This is a genomic window from Serratia sp. FGI94 (genome assembly GCF_000330865.1).
Lineage (GTDB): Bacteria > Pseudomonadota > Gammaproteobacteria > Enterobacterales > Enterobacteriaceae > Serratia_B > Serratia_B rubidaea.
In genome coordinates, this window is sequence record NC_020064.1 from 2521744 (window position 1) to 2543626 (window position 21883).

Annotated in this window: 22 protein-coding genes; 8 read left to right on the top strand and 14 right to left on the bottom strand. The window is 61.9% G+C overall.

Features of this window, described 5'->3' with window-relative positions:
* The first annotated feature begins 9 nt into the window (after positions 1-9).
* Together D781_RS11420 and add are read left to right on the top strand one after the other, a co-directional pair.
* Positions 10-765: a DeoR/GlpR family DNA-binding transcription regulator gene (locus D781_RS11420; protein WP_015672484.1), complete on the top strand. Its 756-nt coding sequence runs from the start codon at positions 10-12 to the stop codon at positions 763-765.
* A gap of 135 nt (positions 766-900) precedes the next feature.
* Entirely contained in the window at positions 901-1899 is a 999-nt protein-coding gene (gene add / locus D781_RS11425) for an adenosine deaminase (protein WP_015672485.1), read from the top strand.
* Between the two features lie 40 nt (positions 1900-1939).
* Here the strand turns inward: add and D781_RS11430 are convergent, their stop codons facing one another.
* The gene (locus D781_RS11430) at positions 1940-2644 is read right to left on the bottom strand and encodes an SDR family NAD(P)-dependent oxidoreductase (RefSeq protein WP_015672486.1); all 705 of its coding nucleotides are present in this window, start codon (positions 2642-2644) and stop codon (positions 1940-1942) included.
* Positions 2645-2772: 128 nt separating this feature from the next.
* On the opposite strand from D781_RS11430, the gene D781_RS11435 reads away from it, so the two are divergent.
* On the top strand, positions 2773-3735 hold the full coding sequence (locus D781_RS11435) for a LysR family transcriptional regulator (RefSeq protein WP_015672487.1): 963 nt from the start codon (positions 2773-2775) through the stop codon (positions 3733-3735).
* A 21-nt stretch (positions 3736-3756) separates the two neighbouring features.
* Here D781_RS11435 and D781_RS11440 read toward each other — a convergent pair whose 3' ends face one another.
* The 6 genes from D781_RS11440 to D781_RS11465 all read right to left on the bottom strand — a co-directional run bounded on the left by D781_RS11440 (position 3757) and on the right by D781_RS11465 (position 10521).
* Positions 3757-4755 (bottom strand): bile acid:sodium symporter family protein, encoded by a 999-nt coding sequence (locus D781_RS11440; RefSeq protein ID WP_015672488.1) that lies wholly within the window; start codon positions 4753-4755, stop codon positions 3757-3759.
* A 67-nt stretch (positions 4756-4822) separates the two neighbouring features.
* Entirely contained in the window at positions 4823-5863 is a 1041-nt protein-coding gene (locus D781_RS11445; RefSeq protein ID WP_015672489.1) for an oxidoreductase, read from the bottom strand.
* Between the two features lie 79 nt (positions 5864-5942).
* Positions 5943-6872, bottom strand: a complete 930-nt coding sequence (gene araC / locus D781_RS11450) for an arabinose operon transcriptional regulator AraC (RefSeq protein WP_015672490.1) — start codon at positions 6870-6872, stop codon at positions 5943-5945.
* Positions 6873-6940: 68 nt separating this feature from the next.
* Positions 6941-7924, bottom strand: a complete 984-nt coding sequence (gene araH, locus D781_RS11455) for an L-arabinose ABC transporter permease AraH (RefSeq protein WP_015672491.1) — start codon at positions 7922-7924, stop codon at positions 6941-6943.
* Positions 7925-7941: 17 nt separating this feature from the next.
* A complete protein-coding gene (gene araG / locus D781_RS11460; RefSeq protein WP_015672492.1) occupies positions 7942-9477 on the bottom strand; it encodes an L-arabinose ABC transporter ATP-binding protein AraG in 1536 nt (511 codons plus the stop codon).
* A gap of 60 nt (positions 9478-9537) precedes the next feature.
* A complete protein-coding gene (locus D781_RS11465; protein ID WP_015672493.1) occupies positions 9538-10521 on the bottom strand; it encodes an arabinose ABC transporter substrate-binding protein in 984 nt (327 codons plus the stop codon).
* 367 nt (positions 10522-10888) lie between these two features.
* On the opposite strand from D781_RS11465, the gene D781_RS11470 reads away from it, so the two are divergent.
* Entirely contained in the window at positions 10889-12577 is a 1689-nt protein-coding gene (locus D781_RS11470) for a ribulokinase (RefSeq protein ID WP_015672494.1), read from the top strand.
* Between the two features lie 24 nt (positions 12578-12601).
* The gene (gene araA, locus D781_RS11475) at positions 12602-14104 is read left to right on the top strand and encodes an L-arabinose isomerase (RefSeq protein WP_015672495.1); all 1503 of its coding nucleotides are present in this window, start codon (positions 12602-12604) and stop codon (positions 14102-14104) included.
* Positions 14105-14164: 60 nt separating this feature from the next.
* Here araA and kdgT read toward each other — a convergent pair whose 3' ends face one another.
* Positions 14165-15148 carry a 2-keto-3-deoxygluconate transporter gene (kdgT, locus tag D781_RS11480; RefSeq protein WP_015672496.1) on the bottom strand — a complete coding sequence of 328 codons (984 nt, stop codon included), beginning with the start codon at positions 15146-15148 and terminating at the stop codon, positions 14165-14167.
* Positions 15149-15380: 232 nt separating this feature from the next.
* Positions 15381-16046 carry a fructose-6-phosphate aldolase gene (fsa, locus tag D781_RS11485; protein ID WP_015672497.1) on the bottom strand — a complete coding sequence of 222 codons (666 nt, stop codon included), beginning with the start codon at positions 16044-16046 and terminating at the stop codon, positions 15381-15383.
* A 178-nt stretch (positions 16047-16224) separates the two neighbouring features.
* Between fsa and D781_RS11490 the strand changes: the two genes are divergently transcribed.
* Positions 16225-16971: a DNA-binding transcriptional regulator YciT gene (locus tag D781_RS11490; protein ID WP_015672498.1), complete on the top strand. Its 747-nt coding sequence runs from the start codon at positions 16225-16227 to the stop codon at positions 16969-16971.
* 12 nt (positions 16972-16983) lie between these two features.
* Here D781_RS11490 and araD read toward each other — a convergent pair whose 3' ends face one another.
* Positions 16984-17679: an L-ribulose-5-phosphate 4-epimerase gene (gene araD / locus D781_RS11495; protein WP_015672499.1), complete on the bottom strand. Its 696-nt coding sequence runs from the start codon at positions 17677-17679 to the stop codon at positions 16984-16986.
* 533 nt (positions 17680-18212) lie between these two features.
* On the opposite strand from araD, the gene osmB reads away from it, so the two are divergent.
* Complete coding sequence (osmB, locus tag D781_RS11500; RefSeq protein ID WP_015672500.1) at positions 18213-18431, top strand: osmotically-inducible lipoprotein OsmB; 219 nt, start codon at positions 18213-18215, stop codon at positions 18429-18431.
* 182 nt (positions 18432-18613) lie between these two features.
* Here the strand turns inward: osmB and yciH are convergent, their stop codons facing one another.
* Positions 18614-18940 carry a stress response translation initiation inhibitor YciH gene (yciH, locus tag D781_RS11505; protein ID WP_015672501.1) on the bottom strand — a complete coding sequence of 109 codons (327 nt, stop codon included), beginning with the start codon at positions 18938-18940 and terminating at the stop codon, positions 18614-18616.
* A 14-nt stretch (positions 18941-18954) separates the two neighbouring features.
* A complete protein-coding gene (pyrF, locus tag D781_RS11510) occupies positions 18955-19683 on the bottom strand; it encodes an orotidine-5'-phosphate decarboxylase (protein ID WP_015672502.1) in 729 nt (242 codons plus the stop codon).
* A 272-nt stretch (positions 19684-19955) separates the two neighbouring features.
* On the opposite strand from pyrF, the gene D781_RS11515 reads away from it, so the two are divergent.
* On the top strand, positions 19956-20228 hold the full coding sequence (locus D781_RS11515) for a hypothetical protein (RefSeq protein ID WP_015672503.1): 273 nt from the start codon (positions 19956-19958) through the stop codon (positions 20226-20228).
* Between the two features lie 41 nt (positions 20229-20269).
* On the opposite strand, the gene lapB is transcribed toward D781_RS11515, so the two are convergent.
* Together lapB and D781_RS11525 are read right to left on the bottom strand one after the other, a co-directional pair.
* Positions 20270-21442 carry a lipopolysaccharide assembly protein LapB gene (lapB, locus tag D781_RS11520; RefSeq protein WP_015672504.1) on the bottom strand — a complete coding sequence of 391 codons (1173 nt, stop codon included), beginning with the start codon at positions 21440-21442 and terminating at the stop codon, positions 20270-20272.
* Positions 21443-21448: 6 nt separating this feature from the next.
* On the bottom strand, positions 21449-21751 hold the full coding sequence (locus tag D781_RS11525) for a LapA family protein (RefSeq protein WP_015672505.1): 303 nt from the start codon (positions 21749-21751) through the stop codon (positions 21449-21451).
* Between the last annotated feature and the right edge of the window lie 132 nt (positions 21752-21883).

Genomic DNA, 21883 nt, shown 5'->3' on the forward strand with positions numbered 1-21883 from the left:
TGGGAACCCATGCTGACCAGCCAGCGCAAAAAACTTATCCTGGAGAAACTCGCCCGTGAAGGCCAGGTATTGGCCAAACAGTTAAGCGAGACGTTCGGGCTGTCGGAAGACACCATCCGCCGCGACCTGCGCGAACTGGACAGCGAAGGTTTGCTCCAGCGCGTACACGGCGGTGCGCTGCCGGTCTCTCCCGCCATCGCCCCGTTTGCCGAACGTAACCAGCAGGAATCCGGCGCCAAACGCGCCATTGCCCGCGCCGCCGCCGCCATGATTTTACCGGGCCAGGTGGCGATCGTGGACGGCGGCACCACCTCGGCCGAACTGGTGAAGCAGCTGCCGCTATCCTTGCAGGCCACCATCGTCACCCACAGCCCCAGCGTGGCGGTCGGGCTGGTGGATCACCCGCAAATCGAGGTGATCCTGATCGGCGGCCGGCTGTACAAGCATTCGATCGTTACCGTGGGCGCGGCCGCGGTGGAGGCGATGTCGTACATCCGCGCCGACCTGTACTTTATGGGCGTGACCGGCGTCCACCCCAGCGCCGGTCTCAGCACCGGCGATCTGGAAGAAGCCTATATCAAACGCGCGCTGGCGGCGCGCGCGGCGGAAACCGTGGTGCTGGCTTCGGCCGCCAAACTCAACGCCGCCTCACAATACGCTATCGGCGATATTACGCTGGCGCAGTCCATTATTGTCGAGCGCGACACCGACCAGGCGCTGATCTCTCCGCTGCAACAGGCGGGCATCAGCGTGATTAAGGCCTGACGCGATCAGGAAACCGACCGTCATTGCGACTTAATGTGATTGAAATCACTTTTTTATGTAACAACATGGCTATTTTCATCAAATTGTTTTTATACTGTTATGCACTTTCCCTACCTTCATCAGCGAGTGCACAACATGATTGACCCACGCCTGCCGCTTACCGATATCCACCGCCATCTTGACGGCAACATCCGTGCGCAAACCATTCTTGAGCTGGGTCGCCAGTTCAACCTCGACCTGCCGGCAAACGATCTGGAGAACCTGCGCCCGCACGTGCAAATCACCCATACCGAGCCGGATCTGGTCAGCTTCCTGCAGAAACTGGACTGGGGCGTGGCGGTGCTTGGTTCGCTGGACGCCTGCCGCCGCGTCGCCTATGAAAACGTCGAGGATGCGGTCAACGCCGGCCTGCACTACGCCGAGCTGCGTTTTTCCCCCTACTATATGGCATTGCAGCACCAGTTGCCGGTGGCCGGCGTGGTTGAAGCGGTAGCCGACGGCATTCGCGCCGGCTGTCGCGACCATGATATTGATATCCGCCTGATCGGCATTATGAGCCGCACTTTCGGCGAAGCGGCCTGTCTGCAAGAGCTGGAAGGCCTGCTGGCGCACCGCGAGGCGATTACCGCGCTGGATCTGGCCGGCGACGAGCTGGGTTTCCCCGGCAGCCTGTTCCTGTCCCACTTTAACCGCGCGCGTGACGCCGGGCTGCGCATTACCGTTCACGCCGGCGAAGCCGCCGGGCCGGAAAGCATCTGGCAGGCGATTCGCGAGCTGGGCGCCGAACGTATCGGCCACGGGGTGAAAGCGGTGGAGGATCCGGCGCTGATGGATTATCTCGCCGAGCACGGCATCGGCATTGAGTCCTGCCTGACCTCCAATATCCAGACCAGCACCATCGCGGCGCTGGCGCAGCATCCGCTGGCAACCTTCCTGCGCCACGGCGTGACGGCCTCCATCAATACCGACGATCCCGCCGTACAGGGCATCGAGATTGAGCATGAATACCGCGTGGCCGCGCCGCAGGCGGGGCTGACGCCGGAAGAGATGCGCCGCGCGCAGGAAAACGGCCTGACCATGGCGTTTCTCAGCGAGCAGGAAAAACAGGCGCTGCGCGCCAAAGTGGCCGGCTGAGCCGGTTTACCGCAACAGCGGCGTCCCGCCGCTGTTGCCTTTACCACGGCACCGTACGCCCAAGGTAGTCCAGGTATTCCAACCCCGGCCGCTCCCGTTTGGCCAGCAGCACTCTGACCAGCTGCGGGATTGTCTGCTCAATCGTTAAGGGCGCGTCCGCGCCGCCCAGTTCCGTATTGATCCATCCCGGTGCCATAGTGACCAGCGCGCGGGCACTGCCGTGCTGGCGGGCGGCAAAGCTGCGCATAAACATATTCAGCGCCGCCTTGCTCCCGCGATACAGTTCGCGCTGCCCCGTATGGTTGTTGGCCACGCTGCCCTGGCCGGAGGACATCACGCCAATCAGGCCGTCGTCCGCCACCCGTTCAGCCAACCGCTCAATGACGCGCATCGGCGCCAGCGCATTGGTCAGCATCACCTGCATAAATTCCTGCGTGCTCACCTCGCCAATTGTCTGGGTGGGATCGCGATTGGTGATGCCCGCATTCACAAACAGCATATCGAAGCGGCGGCCCGCCAGGCGCTGCCGTAAGGCGTCCAGCTGCGTCTCTTCGCAGATATCCAACCGCTCTAGCTGCAGACGGTTGCCATACTCCCACGCCAGCTGGTGCAGCGGCGTGTTGTCACCGCGCACCGTGCCGGTCACCTGCCAGCCATGGCGGAGAAATTCCTGCGCCATGGCGTGGCCCAGGCCACGTGATGCGCCGACGATCAATAGGCTGCCGTTGTGTGTGTTGTCCGTCATCGTTCACCTCTGTTATTGCCGTAGCTAAAAACTGTTCAGACAATATAGGCTTCCATGATATAAGGCGGAAGACGCAGCATTTGCATTGATAAAGTGCAGCAGACGCCATACCAAATCAGGGAGCCATCATGAACGACCCGGACTTTAACCTACTGGCCGCCCTCGATGCGCTGCTGGCCGAAGGCAGCGTCGCCGGCGCGGCGCGCCGCCTGGGGCTGAGCGCCTCGGCGATGAGCCGGACCCTCAGCCGCCTGCGCCAGGTGACCGGCGACCCGCTGCTGGTCAGAGCCGGCCGCAGCATGGTGCTGACCCCGCACGCCGAACAGATCCACGATCGCGCCCGGCAGACGCTGGCCGAGGCGCGTTCCCTGTTGCTGCCGGCGGCCTCGGGGTTGGATCTGCAGACGCTGCGGCAAACGTTCCGCCTGCGCACTAACGAAGGGTTTGTCGAAACGTTCGGCGCCGCGCTGGTGACGGCGGCGGCGCAGGCGGCGCCGGAGGTGTGTCTGCGCTTTGTGCCGAAGCCGGAGAAAAGCCCGCGCTCGCTGCGCGAGGACGATATTGATATTGAGGTCGGGGTATTACACGGCATGGGGCCGGAGATTCATCTCCAGACGCTGTTCCGGGATCGATTTATTGTCGCCGTCAGGCAGGGACATGCGCTGGCCGCACAGACGCCCGTCACGCCCGAGCGCTACGCCGCCTGTCAGCACGTGATCGCCTCGCGGCAGGGAAAGCGTACTGGCCCGGTGGATAAGGCGCTGGCCCAACAGGGGCTGACGCGGCGCATCGCCGCCGTGACGCCGGATTTTTCCGCCGCGCTGGCCATCGCCGCCCAGTCCGATCTGGTGGCGCTGGTGCCGGCGTCGTTTTTTATCCAGAAAATGCGCTGCGGCGGCGGAGAAAGGCTGCAGGGGCTCAGGCTGCCGGTCGCCACGCCGGAGATCACCGTCTCCCAAATGTGGCACCCGCGCAGAAAAGCCGACCCCGCGCATCAGTGGCTGCGGCAGCTGCTGCTGACGGTCTGCCGCCGACAGGCCGCCGAACTGCACCGCGCCGCTCAGCGCACATGGCCGGCATGGTTCCGTTAATCCCCCGCCGGCCGGTTGCGCTTATTTCGCCTCGGCCGTCGTCTGCTGTTCACGCGCCGTTTTGCGCGCGTAGCGCTGCGCCAGCACCGCACAAATCATTAGCTGGATCTGGTGGAAAATCATCAGCGGCAGCACCATTGCCCCCACCGCCGCGGCCGGGAACAGCACGTTCGCCATCGGAATGCCGTTCGCCAGACTCTTTTTCGAACCGCAGAACACGATGGTGATCTCATCGGCGGTGTTAAAGCCCAGCAGGCGCGCGGCGTAGGTATTGATCACCAGCACCACCGTCAGCAGCACCAGCGACATCACCACGATCGTCAACAGCGACATGCCGTCGATTTTATGCCAGATGCCTTCTACCACCGCGGCGCTGAAGGCGGTATACACCACCAGCAGAATCGAGGAGCGGTCGGTCAGGTTAATCAGCTTGCGGTGCCGGTCGATCCACTTGCCAATCAGCGGACGCGCCAGATGGCCGATGACAAACGGCACCATCAGCTGCAGGATAATCGCGCCGATGGCATGCAGCACGTCAGTATTGCCGCCCTGAGTGTGCATCAACGCCCCGACCAACAGCGGCGACAGGAATACGCCGAGGATGCTGGAGGCCGACGCGCTGCAGATGGCCGCCGCCACGTTGCCGCCGGCGGCAGAGGTGAAGGCGATCGCCGACTGCACCGTCGCCGGCAGCGCGCACAGATACAGGAAGCCGAGGTACACCGTCGGCGTCATAAAGTTCGGCACCAGCAGGTTCATCGCCAGCCCCAGCAGCGGGAACAGCGCAAAGGTGCTGAGAAACACCACCAGATGCAGCTTCCAGTGGCCCATGCCGGCGATAATCGCCTGACGCGACAGTTTGGCGCCGTGCATAAAGAACAGCAGCGCGATCGCCGCGGTGGTCAACCGCTCAAAAAATACCTGCCACACCCCTTCACACGGGAACAGCGAGGCCACCACCACCACCAAAATCAAAACCAGTAAAAACTTATCGATACGCAGACGTTGCAACCAGGACATCAATCAAAATTCCTTGCCAAAAAACGGGCCCAGCGCCTGAGCCCGTAACGAAAAAAAGAGGTGCGAATTAGCTGACCGGCAGTGCGGCCTGCTGTTTGTCCGACTCAATCCCCAGCTCAATCATTTCCATCACCGCGATCGCCTCGGCGGCCGGTACCGGATTGGCGCCGTCGCCGTTAATCGCGTCGCGGATGGCGGCATAGTAGGCCGGATAGTTGCCGGGCAGCGTCAGCAGCGGCTGCTCCGCCAGCACGTCATCACGTGACAATGTCACTACTCCGTCGCGCATATCATAGCCCCAGTCGGCCTGCGGCAGGCGGTCGCCGGCCTTCAACCGGTCTTCCTGCGGGTCCAGGCCATATTTGATGTAGCTGCCCTGGGTGCCGTGCACGATATAGCGCGGACCTTCGGCCGCCGCCAGCATCGAAGCGTGCAGCACCACGCGGCGCTTGCCGTACTGCAGTAGCGCGTGGAAGTAGTCGACCGACTGCGAACCCGGCCGCAGCTGGCCCAGATCGACAAACAGCGTCTGCGGCTTGCCGAACAGCTGCAGCGCCTGGTCGATCAGATGCGGCCCCAGATCGTACCAAATGCCGCTGCCCGCGCCGCCCTGTTCGCGCCAGCGCTGGCGCACCTGCGGCCGGAACCGGTCGAAGTGCGATTCAAAGTAGACCACTTCTCCCAGTGAGCCTTCCTGCAGCAGCGTTTTCAGCGTCAGGAAGTCGCTGTCCCAGCGGCGGTTGTGGAATACCGACAGCAGCAGACCGCGCTGCTGCGCCTGTTGCTGCAGGGCGCGCGCCTGTGACAACGTCACGGTAAACGGTTTGTCCACCACCACGTGCTTGCCCGCCGCCAGCGCCTGCTGCGCCAGCGGATAGTGGGTATCGTTCGGGGTGGGAATGACGATCAGATCCAGCGTAGGGTCGTTGAACAGCGCCTGGGGTTCGCTGACCACCGGCAGCGCCGGCCAGTCGGCGTGCACCTTGCCGGCGTCGCTGCTGACCACCGCCGCCAGTTCCAGGCCCGGCGTGCCGGCAATCAGCGGCGCATGAAAGGTTTTGCTGGCGTAGCCGTAGCCCACCAGCCCAACGCGAAGAGTTTCAGCCATGGTGTTTCCTCTGCAAGGCCAGTTATCACCCTGTGATTTGACACCATGATGCCGAACGGAACAAGAAGTAAATTAAATGTTAATCCGCAGCCGCAACGCCCGGGTTGTTCCAGGCCCGCTCACGGCCCCGCTGCGCCGGATAGTTAATCTCTACGCTGCGGCGACGGAAATCGCTGGGGCTGACCCCTACGCGCTTGCGGAACACCCGCGAAAAGTAGAGCTGGTCGTCATAGCCCACCACGCGGCCGATGGCGGCGATCGACTCCTGGGTGGTCTGCAGCAGCAGTTTGGCGCGGATCACCCGCTGATCTTCGCGCCAGCGCAGAATATTGATGCCCACCTGCTCACGGAACAGGTGCGCCAGCCGCGACGGCGACAGGCAAACGTGGCGCGCCACCTCCTCAATGCGCAGCTCCCCCGCCAGGTTGCCGGTAATAAACTGGCAGGCTTCGATCACCCGCGGATCCATAATCTTCTGCGGACTGAGCGGGTCTTCCTCCATCGCGCGTAGCAGCAGGCGCTCCAGCAGGTTCATGCTCATCTCCTCCGCCAGCCGCCGGCCGGAGCGCTGGGTCTGCTCGATACTGGCGAACAGGCGGTCAAACTCCTGCAGCAGCTGGCCGCCGGGCAGCGTCAGCCGCCCGACCTGGTGGTTTTTGCTGCGCCACTCCAGCCAGTCGGCCCAGTAGGCGCGCGGGCGGAAATAGACCCAGCGGTGGTGCCAGCAGTCGCTGTCCGGCGAACGGCCGTAATGGTGCGCCGCCTTCGGCGGAAACAGCAGCAGATCGCCGGGGTTGCAGTACAGCGTCTCCTCGCCGTCAAACACCTTGCCCTGCCCCTTGATGGTCAGATTAAGGATATAACCCTTCATGCCGCCCGGCCGCTCAATAAAGAAATCCAACGGCCCCTCCGCCATAATCGGCGTCAGCCCGGCCACCAGGTAGGCGTTAAAGCTGTAACCCGGCAACAGCGGGTCCGACTGAGATTCCTGCGCCATACGATGGTACATTCGGCCTCCGTAATACTCGGTTATCCTGCCGCGTTGCCGGCCCCACGCCGGCAACGCGATAACGCGTCCTAGGCGGTACGTTTAGCCTGCTGCTTATAGCGGTCAAAAATCACCGCCGCCAGCAGGATCGCCCCGCGCACCACGTACTGCGCAAACGGAGAGATATTCAGCAGGTTCATGGCGTTTTCCACCGTGCCGAGAATCAGCACCCCGGCAATCACATAGGAAATCTTGCCGATGCCGCCCTTCAGCGAGACGCCGCCCAGCACGCAGGCGGAAATCACGATCAGCTCATAGCCGATTGAGGTCATCGGCTGGCCGCTGGTCATGCGCGACGCCAGAATAATGCCCGCCGCGGCGGACACCAGCCCGGACAGCACGAAGATCACGATCTTGGTGCGCACCACCGGCACCCCGGCCAGGCGCGCCGCTTCTTCATTGCCGCCGATCGCCAGCGTATTGCGGCCGAAGGTGGTTTTATTCAACAGGAAGCCGAACAGGATCAGACAGCCGATGGTGATCCAGATCGGCGCCGGCACGCCCAGCCAGTTGGCGTAGCCGAGGGCGAAGAAGCGTTCATCCTCAATCCCCACCGCCTTGCCGTCGGAAATGATATACGCCAGACCGCGAAAAATTTGCATGGTCGCCAGCGTGGTGATCAGCGCGTTGATTTTAAGCCGCGCAATCACAAAGCCGTTAATCAGGCCGGAGACCACGCCCAGCAGCAGCCCGGCGGCGACGCCGATCCACAGGCTTTCGCTCATATTGATCACCACCGCGGTGGTCACCCCGGCGCAGGCGATAACCGACGCCACCGACAGGTCAAAATCGCCGGAGGCCAGGCAGAACAGCATACCGCAGGCCACCATGCCGGACATGGAGATCGCCAGCCCCAGCCCTTTCATATTGATAAACGAGCCGAAGTTGGGCACCAGCAGCACGCAGGCCAGGAACAGCACCGCAAACACCACCAGCATGCCGTAGCTGTCCCAGATGCGCGACAGCCCCAGGCTGCCGCGTTTTTTTTCCGAATGGGTCGTTAGGGTCGACATCTTTTTCTCCTCCACGGTCAGGCCACCGCCGCCGCGGCATCAGGGGTAATATCGGGGGTGCGCAGCATCGCCAGGCTCAGCGCCAGCTCTTCGCTGGCCTCGTCGTGCGCCAGTTCGCCGGAGATCTCGCCTTCGCGCATCACCACGATGCGGTCCGCCAGCCCCAGCACTTCGGGCAGATCGCTGGAGGCGAACAGCACCGCAATGCCCTGCTGCGCCAGTTGATAGATCACGTTATAGATTTCATGCTTGGCGCCGACGTCAATGCCGCGCGTCGGTTCGTCGAGCATCATCACTTTCATCTCCTCCGACAGCCAGCGGCCAAGGATCGCCTTCTGCTGGTTGCCGCCGGAGAGGTTCATAATCAGCTGCTCGGCGCTGGGGGTTTTGATATTGAGCGCGCGGATATGCTGCTGCGCGTTGCGGTTCTCCCAGGCGTTGTCGATCAGGCAGCCCGCCCGCAGGCTTTTGCGCCGCGCGCTGATATTGATATTGTCGCGCACCGAGTGCACCGGGATGATGCCGTCGGCCTTGCGGTCCTCCGGGCACAGCATGATGCCGGCGCGGATGGCGTCGATCGGCGAGCGGATCGTCAGCGGCGCGCCGTCCAGCGTCAGCCGGCCGCCGCCGACCCGCGTGGCGCCGAAGATGCCCTTCATCAACTCGCTGCGCCCGGCGCCCACCAGCCCGAACAGGCCGACGATTTCGCCGGCGCGCACGCTGAGGCTGATCGGCGTTTTCACCCCGGGTGCCTGCAGGTTATCCAGCTGCAGCCGCACCGGGCCGTGCTCGCGCGGTTGGTAGCCATAAATATCCCCCAGCTCGCGGCCGACCATCGCCTGCACCAGCCGCTCGTGATCCACCTGGCTCATATCGTCGAAGGTGCGCACGTAGCGCCCGTCTTTAAATACCGTGATGGCGTCGCTGAGGGCGAAAATCTCCTCCATGCGGTGGGAGACATACAGAATCACCCGTCCTTCAGCGCGCAGTTCGCGGATCACCCGGAACAGGTGTTCAATCTCGCGCGCCGACAGCGAGCTGGTCGGTTCATCGAAGGCGATAATCTTGGCGTTGCGCGCCAGCGCCTTGGCGATTTCCACCATCTGCCACTGGCCGATGGAGAGGTATTTCAGCGGCGTGTCCGGATCGATATCCAGCCCGAGATGCTCCAGCTGCAACCGCGCCTCATAGCGCAGCAGTTTGCGATCCACCAGGCCGCGCTTGCTGGGCAGCTGCCCCAGATAAATATTCTCGGCCACCGTCATTTCCGGCACCAGGTGCAGCTCCTGGTAGATAATCGCCACGCCGGCGTCCAGCGCCTCGGTGGTAGCGTTAAAACGCACCGGCTGCCCCTGCAGCAGGATGTCCCCCTGGCTGGGGGCGTAGTTGCCGCTGAGGATCTTCAGCAGCGTGGATTTGCCGGCGCCGTTCTCTCCCATCAGCGCATGAATCTGCCCGGCCTGACAGCTAAAACTGATATCGTCCAGCGCCTTGACGCCGGGGAAGGTTTTGCCGATGCCGCGGAAGGCCAGATAAGGCGTGCTGGCGGTCATAATGCGTTCCTCATGGCTTGCGAAAACACGCCGCCCGGCGCGGGCCGGACGGCTCAGGGGTTACATCAGGCCTTTTTTCTGCAGTTCGGTTTTAAAGTTGTCGCGGGTGATCAGCACCACGTCGGTCACTTCGGTAAACTTCTGCGGTTCGACGTCTTTCGCTACCCAGTCATGCAGCATCTGGATGCTCTTGTAGCCGTGAATATCCGGGCTTGGCAACAGCGAGCCGTAGAAGCCGGTGGCCTGCGCCTTGGACAGTTCGCTGACCGCGTCAACGCCGTTGATGCCGATGCCGATCACGTCCGCCGCCTTGAAGCCCTGGCCTTCGGTGGCGCGCACGCCGCCCAGCACGGTGTTGTCGTTCATGCCGACAATCAGCCAGTGTTTCACGTTCGGATGCTGCACCAGCATGGAGTTGGCGGCGTCAAAGGCGCCGGGAATATCGTTGGATTTAGTAGGCACCTGATAGATCTGCTTTTCTGGGAAGCCGGCGGCCTTCAGCGCGTCCATCGAGCCGGTAGTGCGACGGCGCGCGGTATCCAGCTCATTGGCGGTAATCGCCATCACGCCGGTCTCCGCCGCGTTCCAGCCGCGCTTGTTCATCTCCTTCCACAGCTCCTGCCCCTGACGTTCGCCGATTTTACTGGCGGCCATCATCACCAGCGGCACGCTGTCCATCGGCTTGCCTTTGGCGGTCACAAACTGATCGTCGACGGCGATCACTTTCAGGTCATAGCTGCGCGCCTTGGCGACGATCGCCGAACCGAGTTTCGGATCCGGCGTACAGATGACAAATCCTTTGGCGCCGCTGGCGGCCAGGCTGTCGATAGCGTTCAGGGTTTTCTCGCCGTCCGGCACCGCGATTTTTATCACCTCGAAGCCAAGATCTTTGCCGGCCTTATCGGCAAATTTCCATTCGGTCTGGAACCACGGCTCCTCCGGCTGCTTGACCAGAAAACCCAGTTTCATGGTTTCGGCAATAGCTGATTGTGACATAACCGCCGCCAGCCCTATCGCCGCCAGCGCCTTAGTGAATTTATGCATAGTGCTCTCCGCTGTGTGGTTCTCCCCGGCGCTGAAAATCTCGCGCAGTGAAAACGTTCTCATTAGGGTATGTTCGGTTACCGTGTCGGTAAGGCGCTTATTGGCGCGCCCTGCCCGACGTCGGCATGCAGACCGGGTAAGTTTTAGCGGTTATTTGTTAATGAAATGTAGAGCGCTATCACATCCAGAGATAACAGCAGGTAAGTCCATATATTTAGCCAATTCGGTCTGCCGCCAACTTTTGATAGCCATCACAAAATCGCTGCGGGAAGCAGAATTGTGCATACATCCAGCCAACGTATCCTCATCGCCCCGCCCGGCGCGCTCTTATGGTGATAGCCGTCCTTTTTAATCAGGAGTCTCTATCATGACGGCAGACGCAATCGCCCTGGGACTGGACTTCGGCAGCGACTCGGTGCGCGTATTGGCGGTGGATTGCCGCAGCGGCGAAGAACTGGATACCGAAGTGGCCTACTACCCGCGCTGGCAGCGCGGCGACTACTGCGACGCGGCGCAGAATCAGTTCCGCCATCATCCGCGCGACTATATTGACGCCATGGAACAGGCGATCGTCGCGCTGGTGCAGCGCATGACGCCGCATCAGCGCCAGAGCGTGGTCGGCATCGGCGTCGACTCCACCGGCTCCACCCCGGCGCCGATCGACGAGCACGGCCAGGTGCTGGCGCTGCGGCCGGAGTTCGCCGATAACCCGAACGCCATGTTTGTGCTGTGGAAGGACCATACGGCGATCGATGAAGCGGAAGCGATCAACCGCCTGTGCCGCAGCGGCGAGTTTACCGATTACACCCGCTATATCGGCGGCGTGTACTCATCCGAGTGGTTCTGGGCCAAGATCCTGCACGTCTCGCGTCAGGATGCGGCGGTGCGCCGGGCGGCCGCCTCCTGGGTGGAACTGTGCGACTGGGTGCCGGCGCTGTTGTCCGGCACCACGGCGCCGCAGCGGCTGATGCGCGGCCGCTGCAGCGTCGGCCACAAGACGCTGTGGCATCCGGACTGGGGCGGACTGCCGCCGCGGGCGTTCTTCGCCGCGCTGGATCCGCTGCTGGTCGACGATCTGCCCTATCCGCTGTTTGAAGCCAGCCAGACCGCCGAGCAGCCGGTCGGCACGCTGAGCGCCGAGTGGGCGCAGCGGCTCGGCCTGTCGCCGCAGGTGGTGCTGTCCGGCGGCGCGTTCGACTGCCATATGGGCGCGGTCGGCGCCGGCGCCCGCCCTCATACGCTGGTCAAAGTGATTGGCACTTCCACCTGCGACATTTTGCTGGCCGAGCGCCAGCGCGTCGGCACGCGGGCGATCGCCGGCATCTGCGGCCAGGTCGACGGCAGCGTGGTGCCCGGCCTGATCGGCATGGAGGCGGGCCAGTCGGCGTTCGGCGATATGTACGCCTGGTTCGGCCGCCTGCTGAGCTGGCCGCTGCGCGAAGCCGCCCGCAGCCGGCCGGAACTGCAGCCGCAGCTGGCGCACATTGAGCAGCGGCTGCTGACAACGCTGACCGACGCCTGGGCCGCCAATCCCTCGCTGGAACATCTGCCGGTGGTGCTGGACTGGTTCAACGGCCGCCGCACGCCGTACGCCAATCAGCGCCTGCAGGGAGTGATCGGCGATCTTAATCTCGGCACCGACGCCCCGACGCTGTTCGGCGGCCTGGTCGCCGCCACCGCCTTCGGCGCGCGCGCCATTATGGAGTGCTTTGAGCAGCAGGATATTCCGGTGGACAACGTGCTGGCGCTGGGCGGCATCGCGCGTAAATCGCCGACCATCATGCAGGCCTGCGCCGACGTGATGAACCGCCCGCTGCAGATTGTCGCCTCCGATCAGTGCTGCGCGCTGGGGGCGGCGATTTTCGCCGCCGTCGCCGCCGGCCGGCACGCCGATATCCCGACGGCACAGCACCATATGGCCTGCGGCCTGGAGCGCACCCTGCAGCCCGACCCGCAGCGCGTAGCGCGCTACCAACAGCTTTATCAACGCTATCAACAGTGGTGTCAGGCCGCCGAACCGCGCTATGCCGCGCCGAGTACTGACCACGCCCAATAACCGCCAACCGACCTGGAGTTTCTGATGGACGTATTTACACAACGCGAAGTCTGGTTTGTCATCGGCAGCCAGCATCTGTATGGACCGCAAACCCTGCAGCAGGTGAAACAACACGCCGAACAGGTGGTTAACGGCCTGAATCAGGAGGCCGGCCTGCCGGTCAAACTGGTGCTCAAGCCGCTGGTCACCACGCCGGATGAAATCAGCGCCGTCTGCCGCGACGCCAACTATCAGCCGGCGTGTATCGGTATTATCACCTGGCTGCACACCTTCTCGCCGGCCAAAATGTGGATCGCCGGCCTGTCGGTTCTCAGCAAGCCGCTGTTGCAGTTCCATACCCAATTCAACGCCGCCGTGCCGTGGGACAGTATGGATATGGACTTTATGAACCTGAACCAGACCGCACACGGCGGCCGCGAGTTCGGTTTTATCGGCGCGCGCATGCGCCAGCAGCACAGCGTTATCACCGGCCATTGGCAGGATCGGCAGGCCCAGCAGCGCATTGCACAGTGGATGCGCGTCGCCGTCGCGCGTCAGGAAAGCCGGCAGCTGAAGGTGGCGCGCTTCGGCGACAATATGCGCCAGGTGGCCGTCACCGAGGGCGACAAGGTCGGCGCGCAGATTCAGTTCGGCTATGAGGTTAACGCCTACGGCATCGGCGATCTGGTCAGCGTGATTAATGAGGTCGGCAGCGGCGAGGTGGATGCGCTGATCGACGACTATGAAGCCAGCTACACGCTGAGCGACGCGGTCGCCCTGCACGGCACCAAACGGCAGAACCTGCTGGACGCCGCGCGCATCGAACTGGGGATGCAACGCTTCCTGCAACAGGGCGGCTACCACGCCTTCACCACCAACTTCGAAGACCTGCACGGCATGCAGCAGCTGCCGGGGCTGGCGGTACAGCGTCTGATGCAGCAGGGTTACGGCTTCGGCGGCGAAGGCGACTGGAAGACCGCCGCGCTGCTGCGCATTCTGAAGGTGATGGCCAGCGGCCTGGAAGGCGGCACCTCGTTTATGGAGGATTACACCTATCACTTCCAGCCGGGTAATGATTTGGTGATCGGCTCTCATATGCTGGAGGTCTGCCCGTCGATCGCCGAACAAAAGCCGCTGCTGGACGTACAGCCGCTCGGTATCGGCGGCAAGGCCGACCCGGCGCGGCTGATCTTCTCCACCCCGGCGGGGCCGGCGGTAAACGCCAGCCTGATCGATATGGGCGATCGCTTCCGCCTGCTGGTGAATCAGGTTGATACCGTTGAACAGCCGCATCCGCTGCCGAAGCTGCCGGTGGCGCGCGCCATCTGGCGGGCGCAGCCGTCGCTCGCCACCGCCGCCGAAGCCTGGATCCTCGGCGGCGGCGCACACCATACGGTGTTCTCACAGGCGCTGAATGCCGACTATCTGCGGCTGTATGCGGAGATGCACAATATTGAGTTTCTGCTGATTGATAATGAGACGACACTGCCGGCCTTTAAGGATGCGCTGCGCTGGAACGAGGTGTATTACCAGCTGAACCGCCGGTAATGCGCTGAGGCTGCGGCCCCACCCAGGGCCGCGCTGTCCCGTCCGGCGGACGCCGGGCGCTCACTTCACCAGCGAGATCTGTTCCCGCATCGCCGCCCTGGCCTTCACCCGCCGCGACCAGACGGCGGTCACGATCGGCACCAGAATCGAAGTGACAATCACCGAGGTCGCCACCAGCGCGGTCGCCGCCGGCGCCGCCGGTTTGAACTGCGGCACCATTTCGGCAATCAACACCGGGGTCGCCACGGCGGCGCCGGCCGAACTGGAGGCCGCCACGCCGGCGGTGCCGTCACCGCCGCCGATCAGCCGGTCGGCGACGATCAGCGGAATGCCGGTAACCACGATCACCGCAACGCCCAGCAGAACCCCCAGCAGGCCGGTCTGGGCAATGACGCTCAGATCGATGGTGTTGCCCAGCGCAAAGGCGAAAAACGGGATCAGCGTCTGCACCGCCTTGCCGAAAAAATCTCGCAGTTCCGGGTCGAGGTTGCCCAGCACAAAGCCCACCAGGAACGGCAGCACCGCGCCGATAAACACCTGAGGCTCGAACGAGGCGACGCCGGCGGTGCCGAGAATAATCATGGTCATCAGCGGCCCGGACTCCAGCGACATCAGCACAAACGCCCCGGCCTCCTCCTTGCTGCCGTACTGCTGCATGATCGAGGCATACAGGCCGCCGTTGGTCATATCCATCGCCGCCACCAGCGCCAGGGTCGACAGCCCGGCGAAGAAACCGGCTTCCACCCCATGCTCCGGCAGCAGACGCGACGCCAGCGCCGCCACCACCCAGGCCACGGCAATCTTAGTCACCACCAGCGTGCCGGATTTACGCAGGACGGTGCCGGTGGCGCTCAGTTTGATCGCCGCCCCCATACAGAAGAACCATACCGCCAGGATCGGCACCGTGCCGGACATCAACCCATTGGTAAAAGAACCGAAATATTTTCCTGCCCCCGGCGCAAAGGTGTGGCACGCCGCACCGATGAACAGCGGCACCAACATCATGCCGCCCGGGATCTTGTCTATCGCACGTTTTATCTGCATCACTCACTCCGTCTGGATCAACTGGTTATAGCAACGCATCGTCGACTGCCGCCTTCCCGGGCCGCGGTAAAACGATTGGAGCATCCACGCTAACGGTTCACAACGTGAATAAAAGTGATCGCATGCATAAAATTAAAACGTTGTTTTATTTTTAAGGGTCTGTCATTCCAAAATAAAACGCAGCGCACAAAAAAGGCGGCTTCTGCCGCCTGATGGTGAAACGCCGCCGTGCTCAGCTCAGTAGCGTTGTGCCGAACGCCGCCTGCCAGTCCTGCTCAAACGTCGCCAGCGCGGCATCCACCGCCGGCGTGGCGATCAGCTGTTCAGCCACCTCAACCGGCAAGGTGACCGCGCGGCAGCCTGCCAGCATGCATGCCAGCACCTGACGCGGCGTTTTAAAGCTGGCGGCCAGCACCTTGGCCTGCGGCGCATGCAGCGTCAGCAGCTGCTGCAGTTCCCGCACCATAGCCAGCGCATCACCGCCCTGCGCATCGACGCGATTGACGTAGGGCGCAACATACTCGGCGCCGGACAGCGCCGCCAGCAGCCCCTGCGTGGCGCCGTATACCGCCGTACCCAGCGTCGGGATCGACATCGACTGCAGCTTTTTCATCGCCGCCAGCCCTTCGCCCGTCGCCGGGATCTTCACTATCAGCCCCGGCACGCGCTGGTTCAGCAGCACCGCTTCCGCCACCATCCGCTCCGCGTCGTTCGCCATCACCTGGGCAAACAGCTTACCGGTACCGCCCAACGCATCGCGCAGCGCCGGCAGCACTTCCCAGAGCGGCTTGCCCTCTTTGGCGACTATGCTCGGGTTAGTGGTGACGCCCTGTAACGGCAACACCCGCGCCAGACGTTTTACCGCCGTGACATCCGCGCTATCGAGGTAAATTTCCATGTCGGACTCCTGCATCGTTATCTGCTGATTCAAACACCGTTGGCCCTATGCTAAACCAAAAGCCCGCCGCTGACGATGCGCAGGGCTTTAGCGCATTGCCGCGCCGGCGCGGCGTGTTATTATCTGCCGCATCGACTATCTCGTTGAAAACAGGCGCACTCCGCCCCATCAGGAGCCTATGAACGCAAGACAACAGAGCATTTTGCAATGGGTCAACGAGCGACGCCGCATCAGCGTCAGCGAACTGGCGCGCGCATCGGGCGTTTCGGAAGTCACCATCCGGCAGGATCTGAATCTGTTGGAAAAACGCAGCTACCTCAAGCGCATCCACGGCGCCGCCGTAGCGCTGGAAAGCGATGACGTCGACGCCCGCATGATGTCCAACTTCACGCTGAAGCAGCAGCTGGCGCGCTATGCCGCGTCGCTGGTCAACGACGGCGAAACCATCTTTATCGAAAGCGGCAGCGCCAACGCCCTGCTGGCCCGCTACCTGGCGGAACGCCGGCAGATCACGCTGATTACCGTCAGCCATTACATCGCCCATCTGCTGAAAGAGAGCGACTGTGAGGTGATTGTCCTCGGCGGCATGTATCAGAAGCAGAGCGAAACCGTGGTCGGCCCGCTGACGCGGCTGTGCATTCAGCAGGTGCATTTCAGCAAGGCGTTTATCGGCATCGACGGCTATCACGCCGATACCGGCTTTACCGGCCGCGACATGATGCGCGCCGACGTGGTCAATGCGGTGCTGGCGAAGGGGGTGGAAAATATCGTGCTGACCGACGCCTCTAAATTCGGCCAGATACAGCCCAACCCGCTGGCGACGCCGCAGCAAATCAGCCGGGTGATCACCGACACGCGGCTGCCGCCGGACTATCAGCAGTTACTGCAGCGTCAGGGCCTACAGCTCGATATGGTGGGCGAATAGCGCCCGGCGCGCTTACTGGCCGTAGTAGGCATGCTTGCCGTGTTTGCGCAGGTAGTGCTTATCCAGCAGGGTCTGCTGCATCGGCGGCAGCCCGGGCGACAGCTGACGCGAGAAGATGCCCATATAGGCGATCTCCTCCAGCACCACGGCGTTATGCAGCGCATTGGCGGCGTCCGTCCCCCAGACAAAGGGGCCGTGCGAATGCACCAGCACCGCCGGCAGCGCGGCGGCGTCCAGCTGACGCTGGCGGAAGGTTTCCACGATCACCTGGCCGGTTTCCCACTCATAACGCCCGGCAATCTCGGCGTCGTGCATTTTACGGGTGCAGGGAATCTCGCCGTAGAAGTAATCGGCATGCGTGGTGCCCCAGGCGGGCAGATCCAGACCGGCCTGCGCCCAGATGGTGGCATGGCGGGAATGGGTATGCACCACGCCGCCGACGCCGTCAAAATTCAGGTACAGCGCGCGGTGGGTTTCGGTATCGGATGACGGTTTCTTGCCGCCCTCCACCACCTTGCCGCTCTCCAGCTCCACCACCACCATATCTTCCAGCGACAGCACCTCATATTCGACGCCGGACGGTTTAATCACCATCAGCCCCGCCTGACGATCCACGCCGCTGACGTTGCCCCAGGTAAACGTCACCAGGCGGTGGCGCGGCAGCGCCAGATTCGCCTCCAGAACCTGCTGTTTTAACGCGTTAAGCATCGTCTTTCCTCAATTCACCGGCTTTGCCGCTATTGTCGAAGGCGTCGGCGGCAACGGGTATGGGCAAATTGGCTAAAGACAGGCAGCTTTCTGCTGACGCAGGCAAAGCGTGCGCTCGCGCAGCGGCGACCGGCTAAAACCGGATCATTCGCAATGATTTCAGAATATTTACCTGCAAATGGAAATGTAACTATTTATACTTAAATGCTGCGGCGCAGTTTGCCGTAGTTTTATCCGCAGGCCTGGCGCCGGCGGTTTATTTGCTACTGTATGGGCGTGAATAGCGGGCTTGATGTAGGGTTTACGCCTGTGCCCGGTCCCTTTCTGCGGCAACAAAAAAGCGGCAGGAAAGTGACAGGGTATAGCCTAAATAATTCGAGTTACGGGTAGGCGGCAAGGGAAGGAGTCCCGATGAGCTTACACGAGTCAGTGATTCGGGTGACTGAGCGCAGCCACCCCCCGTGACTTGAAGTATAACGGGTATATACTTACTTAAGGCACTTCCATATAGCCCATGCTAAGGAGAAGTCATTATGATGATCATTAATAAACGTTTTGCTACCGCCGCTCTGGCGATTACGCTGGCATTTTCGCTGAGCGCCTGCTCCAACATGTCCAAACGTGACCGTAACACCGCGATCGGCGCTGGCGCCGGCGCAGTCGGCGGCGCAGTACTGACCGACGGCAGCGCGTTAGGCACGCTGGGCGGTGCGGCAGTAGGTGGGATCATCGGTCATCAGGTTGGGAAATAACCCGACGGATGGCAAAGACCGCTGCCGGTAAACCGGCAAAAGCGGCAAGGTTATAGATAACGAAAAAAATAATTTCAGGTCGCTTTATTTGTCTGTGGCTTTTCCTGCAGTCACCGGGTTCACCGCCCAAACATACGATCGGCCATGCCGCACTGCATCACGCGGCATGGCTATTAAAACGCTTAACCGCCCGCCAGTTTGGCCTTCATACCTTTGGCTTCCAGCAGCTGTTTGAGCAAATCACGCTTGTCACCCTGAATCTCGATGACGCCGTCTTTGACCGAACCGCCGCAGCCGCACTTCTTCTTCAGCTCCGCCGCCAGTTTATCCAGCGCACCGTCGTCCAGATCGAGGCCGGATATCAGACACACGCCCTTGCCCTTACGGCCGCTGGTCTGGCGCTGAATACGTACGATGCCGTCGCCGCGCGGACGCTGCGGTTTAGCCTCTTCTTCCTTCACCCGGCCGCCGTCGGTGGAGTACACCAGCCGGCTGTTGCTGTCTTTCATCCTCAGCCTCCGAATTAGCGCAGTGACGCGCGGATAGCGGCCAGCGTGGCAGCCGGATCGGCAGATTGGGTAATCGGGCGGCCGATCACCATATAGTCGACGCCGGCGGCCTGCGCCTCAACCGGCGTCATCACGCGGCGCTGATCGCCGGTCGCGCTGCCCTGCGGGCGAATGCCCGGCGTGACCAGCTGGAATTGGCTGCCGCAGGCGGCCTTCAGCCGCTGTGCTTCCTGTGCGGAGCACACCACGCCGTCCAGGCCGCAGTCGCGCGTCAGGCGCGCCAGACGTTCCGCCTGCTCCGCCGGGCTGATGTCGATGCCGATGGCACGCAGGTCTTCCGCCTCCATGCTGGTGAGCACCGTGACGGCAATCAGCAGCGGCGCCTGATTGCCATACGGCAGCAGCGCCTCTTTTGCCGCGTTCATCATGCGCGCGCCGCCGCTGGCGTGGACGTTAACCATCCATACGCCCAGCTCCGCCGCCGCCGCCACCGCATGCGCCGTGGTGTTGGGAATATCGTGGAATTTTAAATCGAGGAACACGTCAAAGCCGCGCTGGTGCAAATCGCGCACCAGCTGCGGGCCAAACAGGGTAAACATCTCTTTGCCCACTTTCAGGCGGCAGTCTTGCGGGTCGATGCGGTCGACAAAGGCTAACGCGGCGTTCTTATCGGCATAATCCAGCGCAACAACGATTGGAGATGATTTTAACCCATTGTTATTAACGTTACTTTCAGAACTCATTGCTTTTACCCTTTGTAAAATGGACATCAACCTGCCCCCTGAGCACTCCGCGGGGCGAACCAGCAAAAACGGCACGCCGCATTCTACATGCCGACCGCCGGAAATCCCAGCCGCAAGGCGTCAACTGCACGATGTCTGGGCATCTGGGCCATACTTTTTTGCTCTGCCGCCGCTTTGCCTTACCGCGCCAATATTAAATTTTTGTGACGCACTAGACGGCGTCACCGGGCTGGATTAGCGTGAAGCCTCCCTATCCCATACAAGGCTGTCACATGAGCGAGCTATCTACCCTAACGATAAAAATCCCTCTTGAACTGAAAGAAAAAGTCAGAGCGGCGGCGATGACCGGCGAATGCTCGCTGAGCGCGGAAGTCTGCCGACGTCTGGCGGACAGCTTCGCCGCACCGGCCGCCGGGCAGAGCAAGGCGGTTGAGATCGACAGCCCGGAAACCACAGAAGTGGTGGAGGCGCCGCTAAGCCAGAAAGAGTTGAGAAAGCTGCGTCAGCTGCTGAAGGTCAACGGGAAAAACGGCAAGAAGAAATAGGCGAACCTGACAAAAACGGGGCGAAATATTTGCCCCGTTTTTTATTGACCATCCAGCCCGCGGATCGGCTTCACCGATGCCCAGGAGCGGCATGACGGACAGTGCCAATAGAGCGAATGCGCGGTAAAGCCGCACTTATGGCAGCGGTAGCGCGGCTTGGTGCGGATCTGTTCGCCGACCATATCGCGCAGCAGCAGCAGGCTCTCCTTCGCACGGCCGTCTTCCGCATCGGCCAGGTGATAGTCCATCAGGCGGTAGAACACCAGCATGGTCGGGTGACGCTGCAACTGACGGTTGATATACACCTGCACCACATCGCGCCCTTCGTGCTGTTCGATCACCTCGGCCAGCATCAGCTCCGCCGTGGCGCCGCAGTTTTCCTCTACGCAGCGCTTGAGGAACTCGGCCCAGGCGGCCTCCTGCTGCGGCAGATGCTGATAGCACTCCTGCAGCATCGGCAAGGTTTCGCTCACCAGATCCTTATCCTGATCCAGCACCCGCTTGAACGACTCCACCGCCTTGGCGTACTCGGCCTGCGCCATATAAATACGGCCAACCATGATCGATACGCGCGCGCACTGTTTGTCCGCCGAGGCGGCGCGCTTAAGTAGCGACATCGCCTTGTCGAGATCGTCGCTGCCCATCGCCTGCAGCGCCAGTTCACAATAGAAATGCGCGATTTCACCGCGCTGTTTGTCTTTACCCAGCTTGACCAGACGCTCGGCCACTTCGATGGCCTTCTGCCAGTCGCTGGTTGCCTGATGAATCACCAGCAGCTGCTGCAGCGCCGCCAGGCGAAAGTCCTGCTCATCGGTGAGCTGGCTGAACATATCTTCGGCGCGGTCATACAGCCCGGCGGCCATATAGTCGCGCCCCAGCTGCTGCACTGCCAGCAGGCGCTGCTCAAAGGTGAGCGACGAGCTTTCCATCAGCGCCTGGTGAATACGAATTGCGCGGTCGACTTCACCGCGGGAACGGAACAGGTTACCCAACGTCAGGTGGGCCTCCACGGTGTTGCTGTCCTCTTTCAGCATATCGAGGAACAGATCGACCGCTTTGTCCTGCTGGTTGGAAAGCAGGAAGTTGACCCCGGCCACATACTCACGCGACAGGCGGTTGGCTTCCTGCTGTTTATCCTGCTGAGCACTTCTGCGCCCCATGTACCAGCCATAGGCGGCAGCCACGGGCAGCAACAGAAACAGCAGCTCTAACATAGAAGATTATTCCTTGCTGACAACGGGCTGAGTCACCGGTTCAGCCGGCGTTTCCAGCTGCGACTCCAGCCTTTTCACTTTCCGCTCGGCGCGGCTCAGGGCAAGGCGCGTACGCAGGTAAAACAGACCGCAAATAATCCAGCCAAGTACGAAACCGATGCCGAACAGCGTCGCCAGAAGTGTGGATACCCGGTAATCGCCCTGCGCCACCAGATAATTAAACGTCACAACCTGATCGTTCTGCGCGCCGAGCGTTACGGAAATAACGAAGATCACCAGAACCAGCAAAAAAATAAGTAAATATTTCACATTCTTTCCCGCGATGCCGAGTTTATCGGATGAATTATGCCCAAGTGTGGCGTCCGTAATACATTAAGTTAGCATTTCCCGCCGCAGCAGGGAAACCCTGGCGTGCGATAAATACATAAAGACGCTGGTATA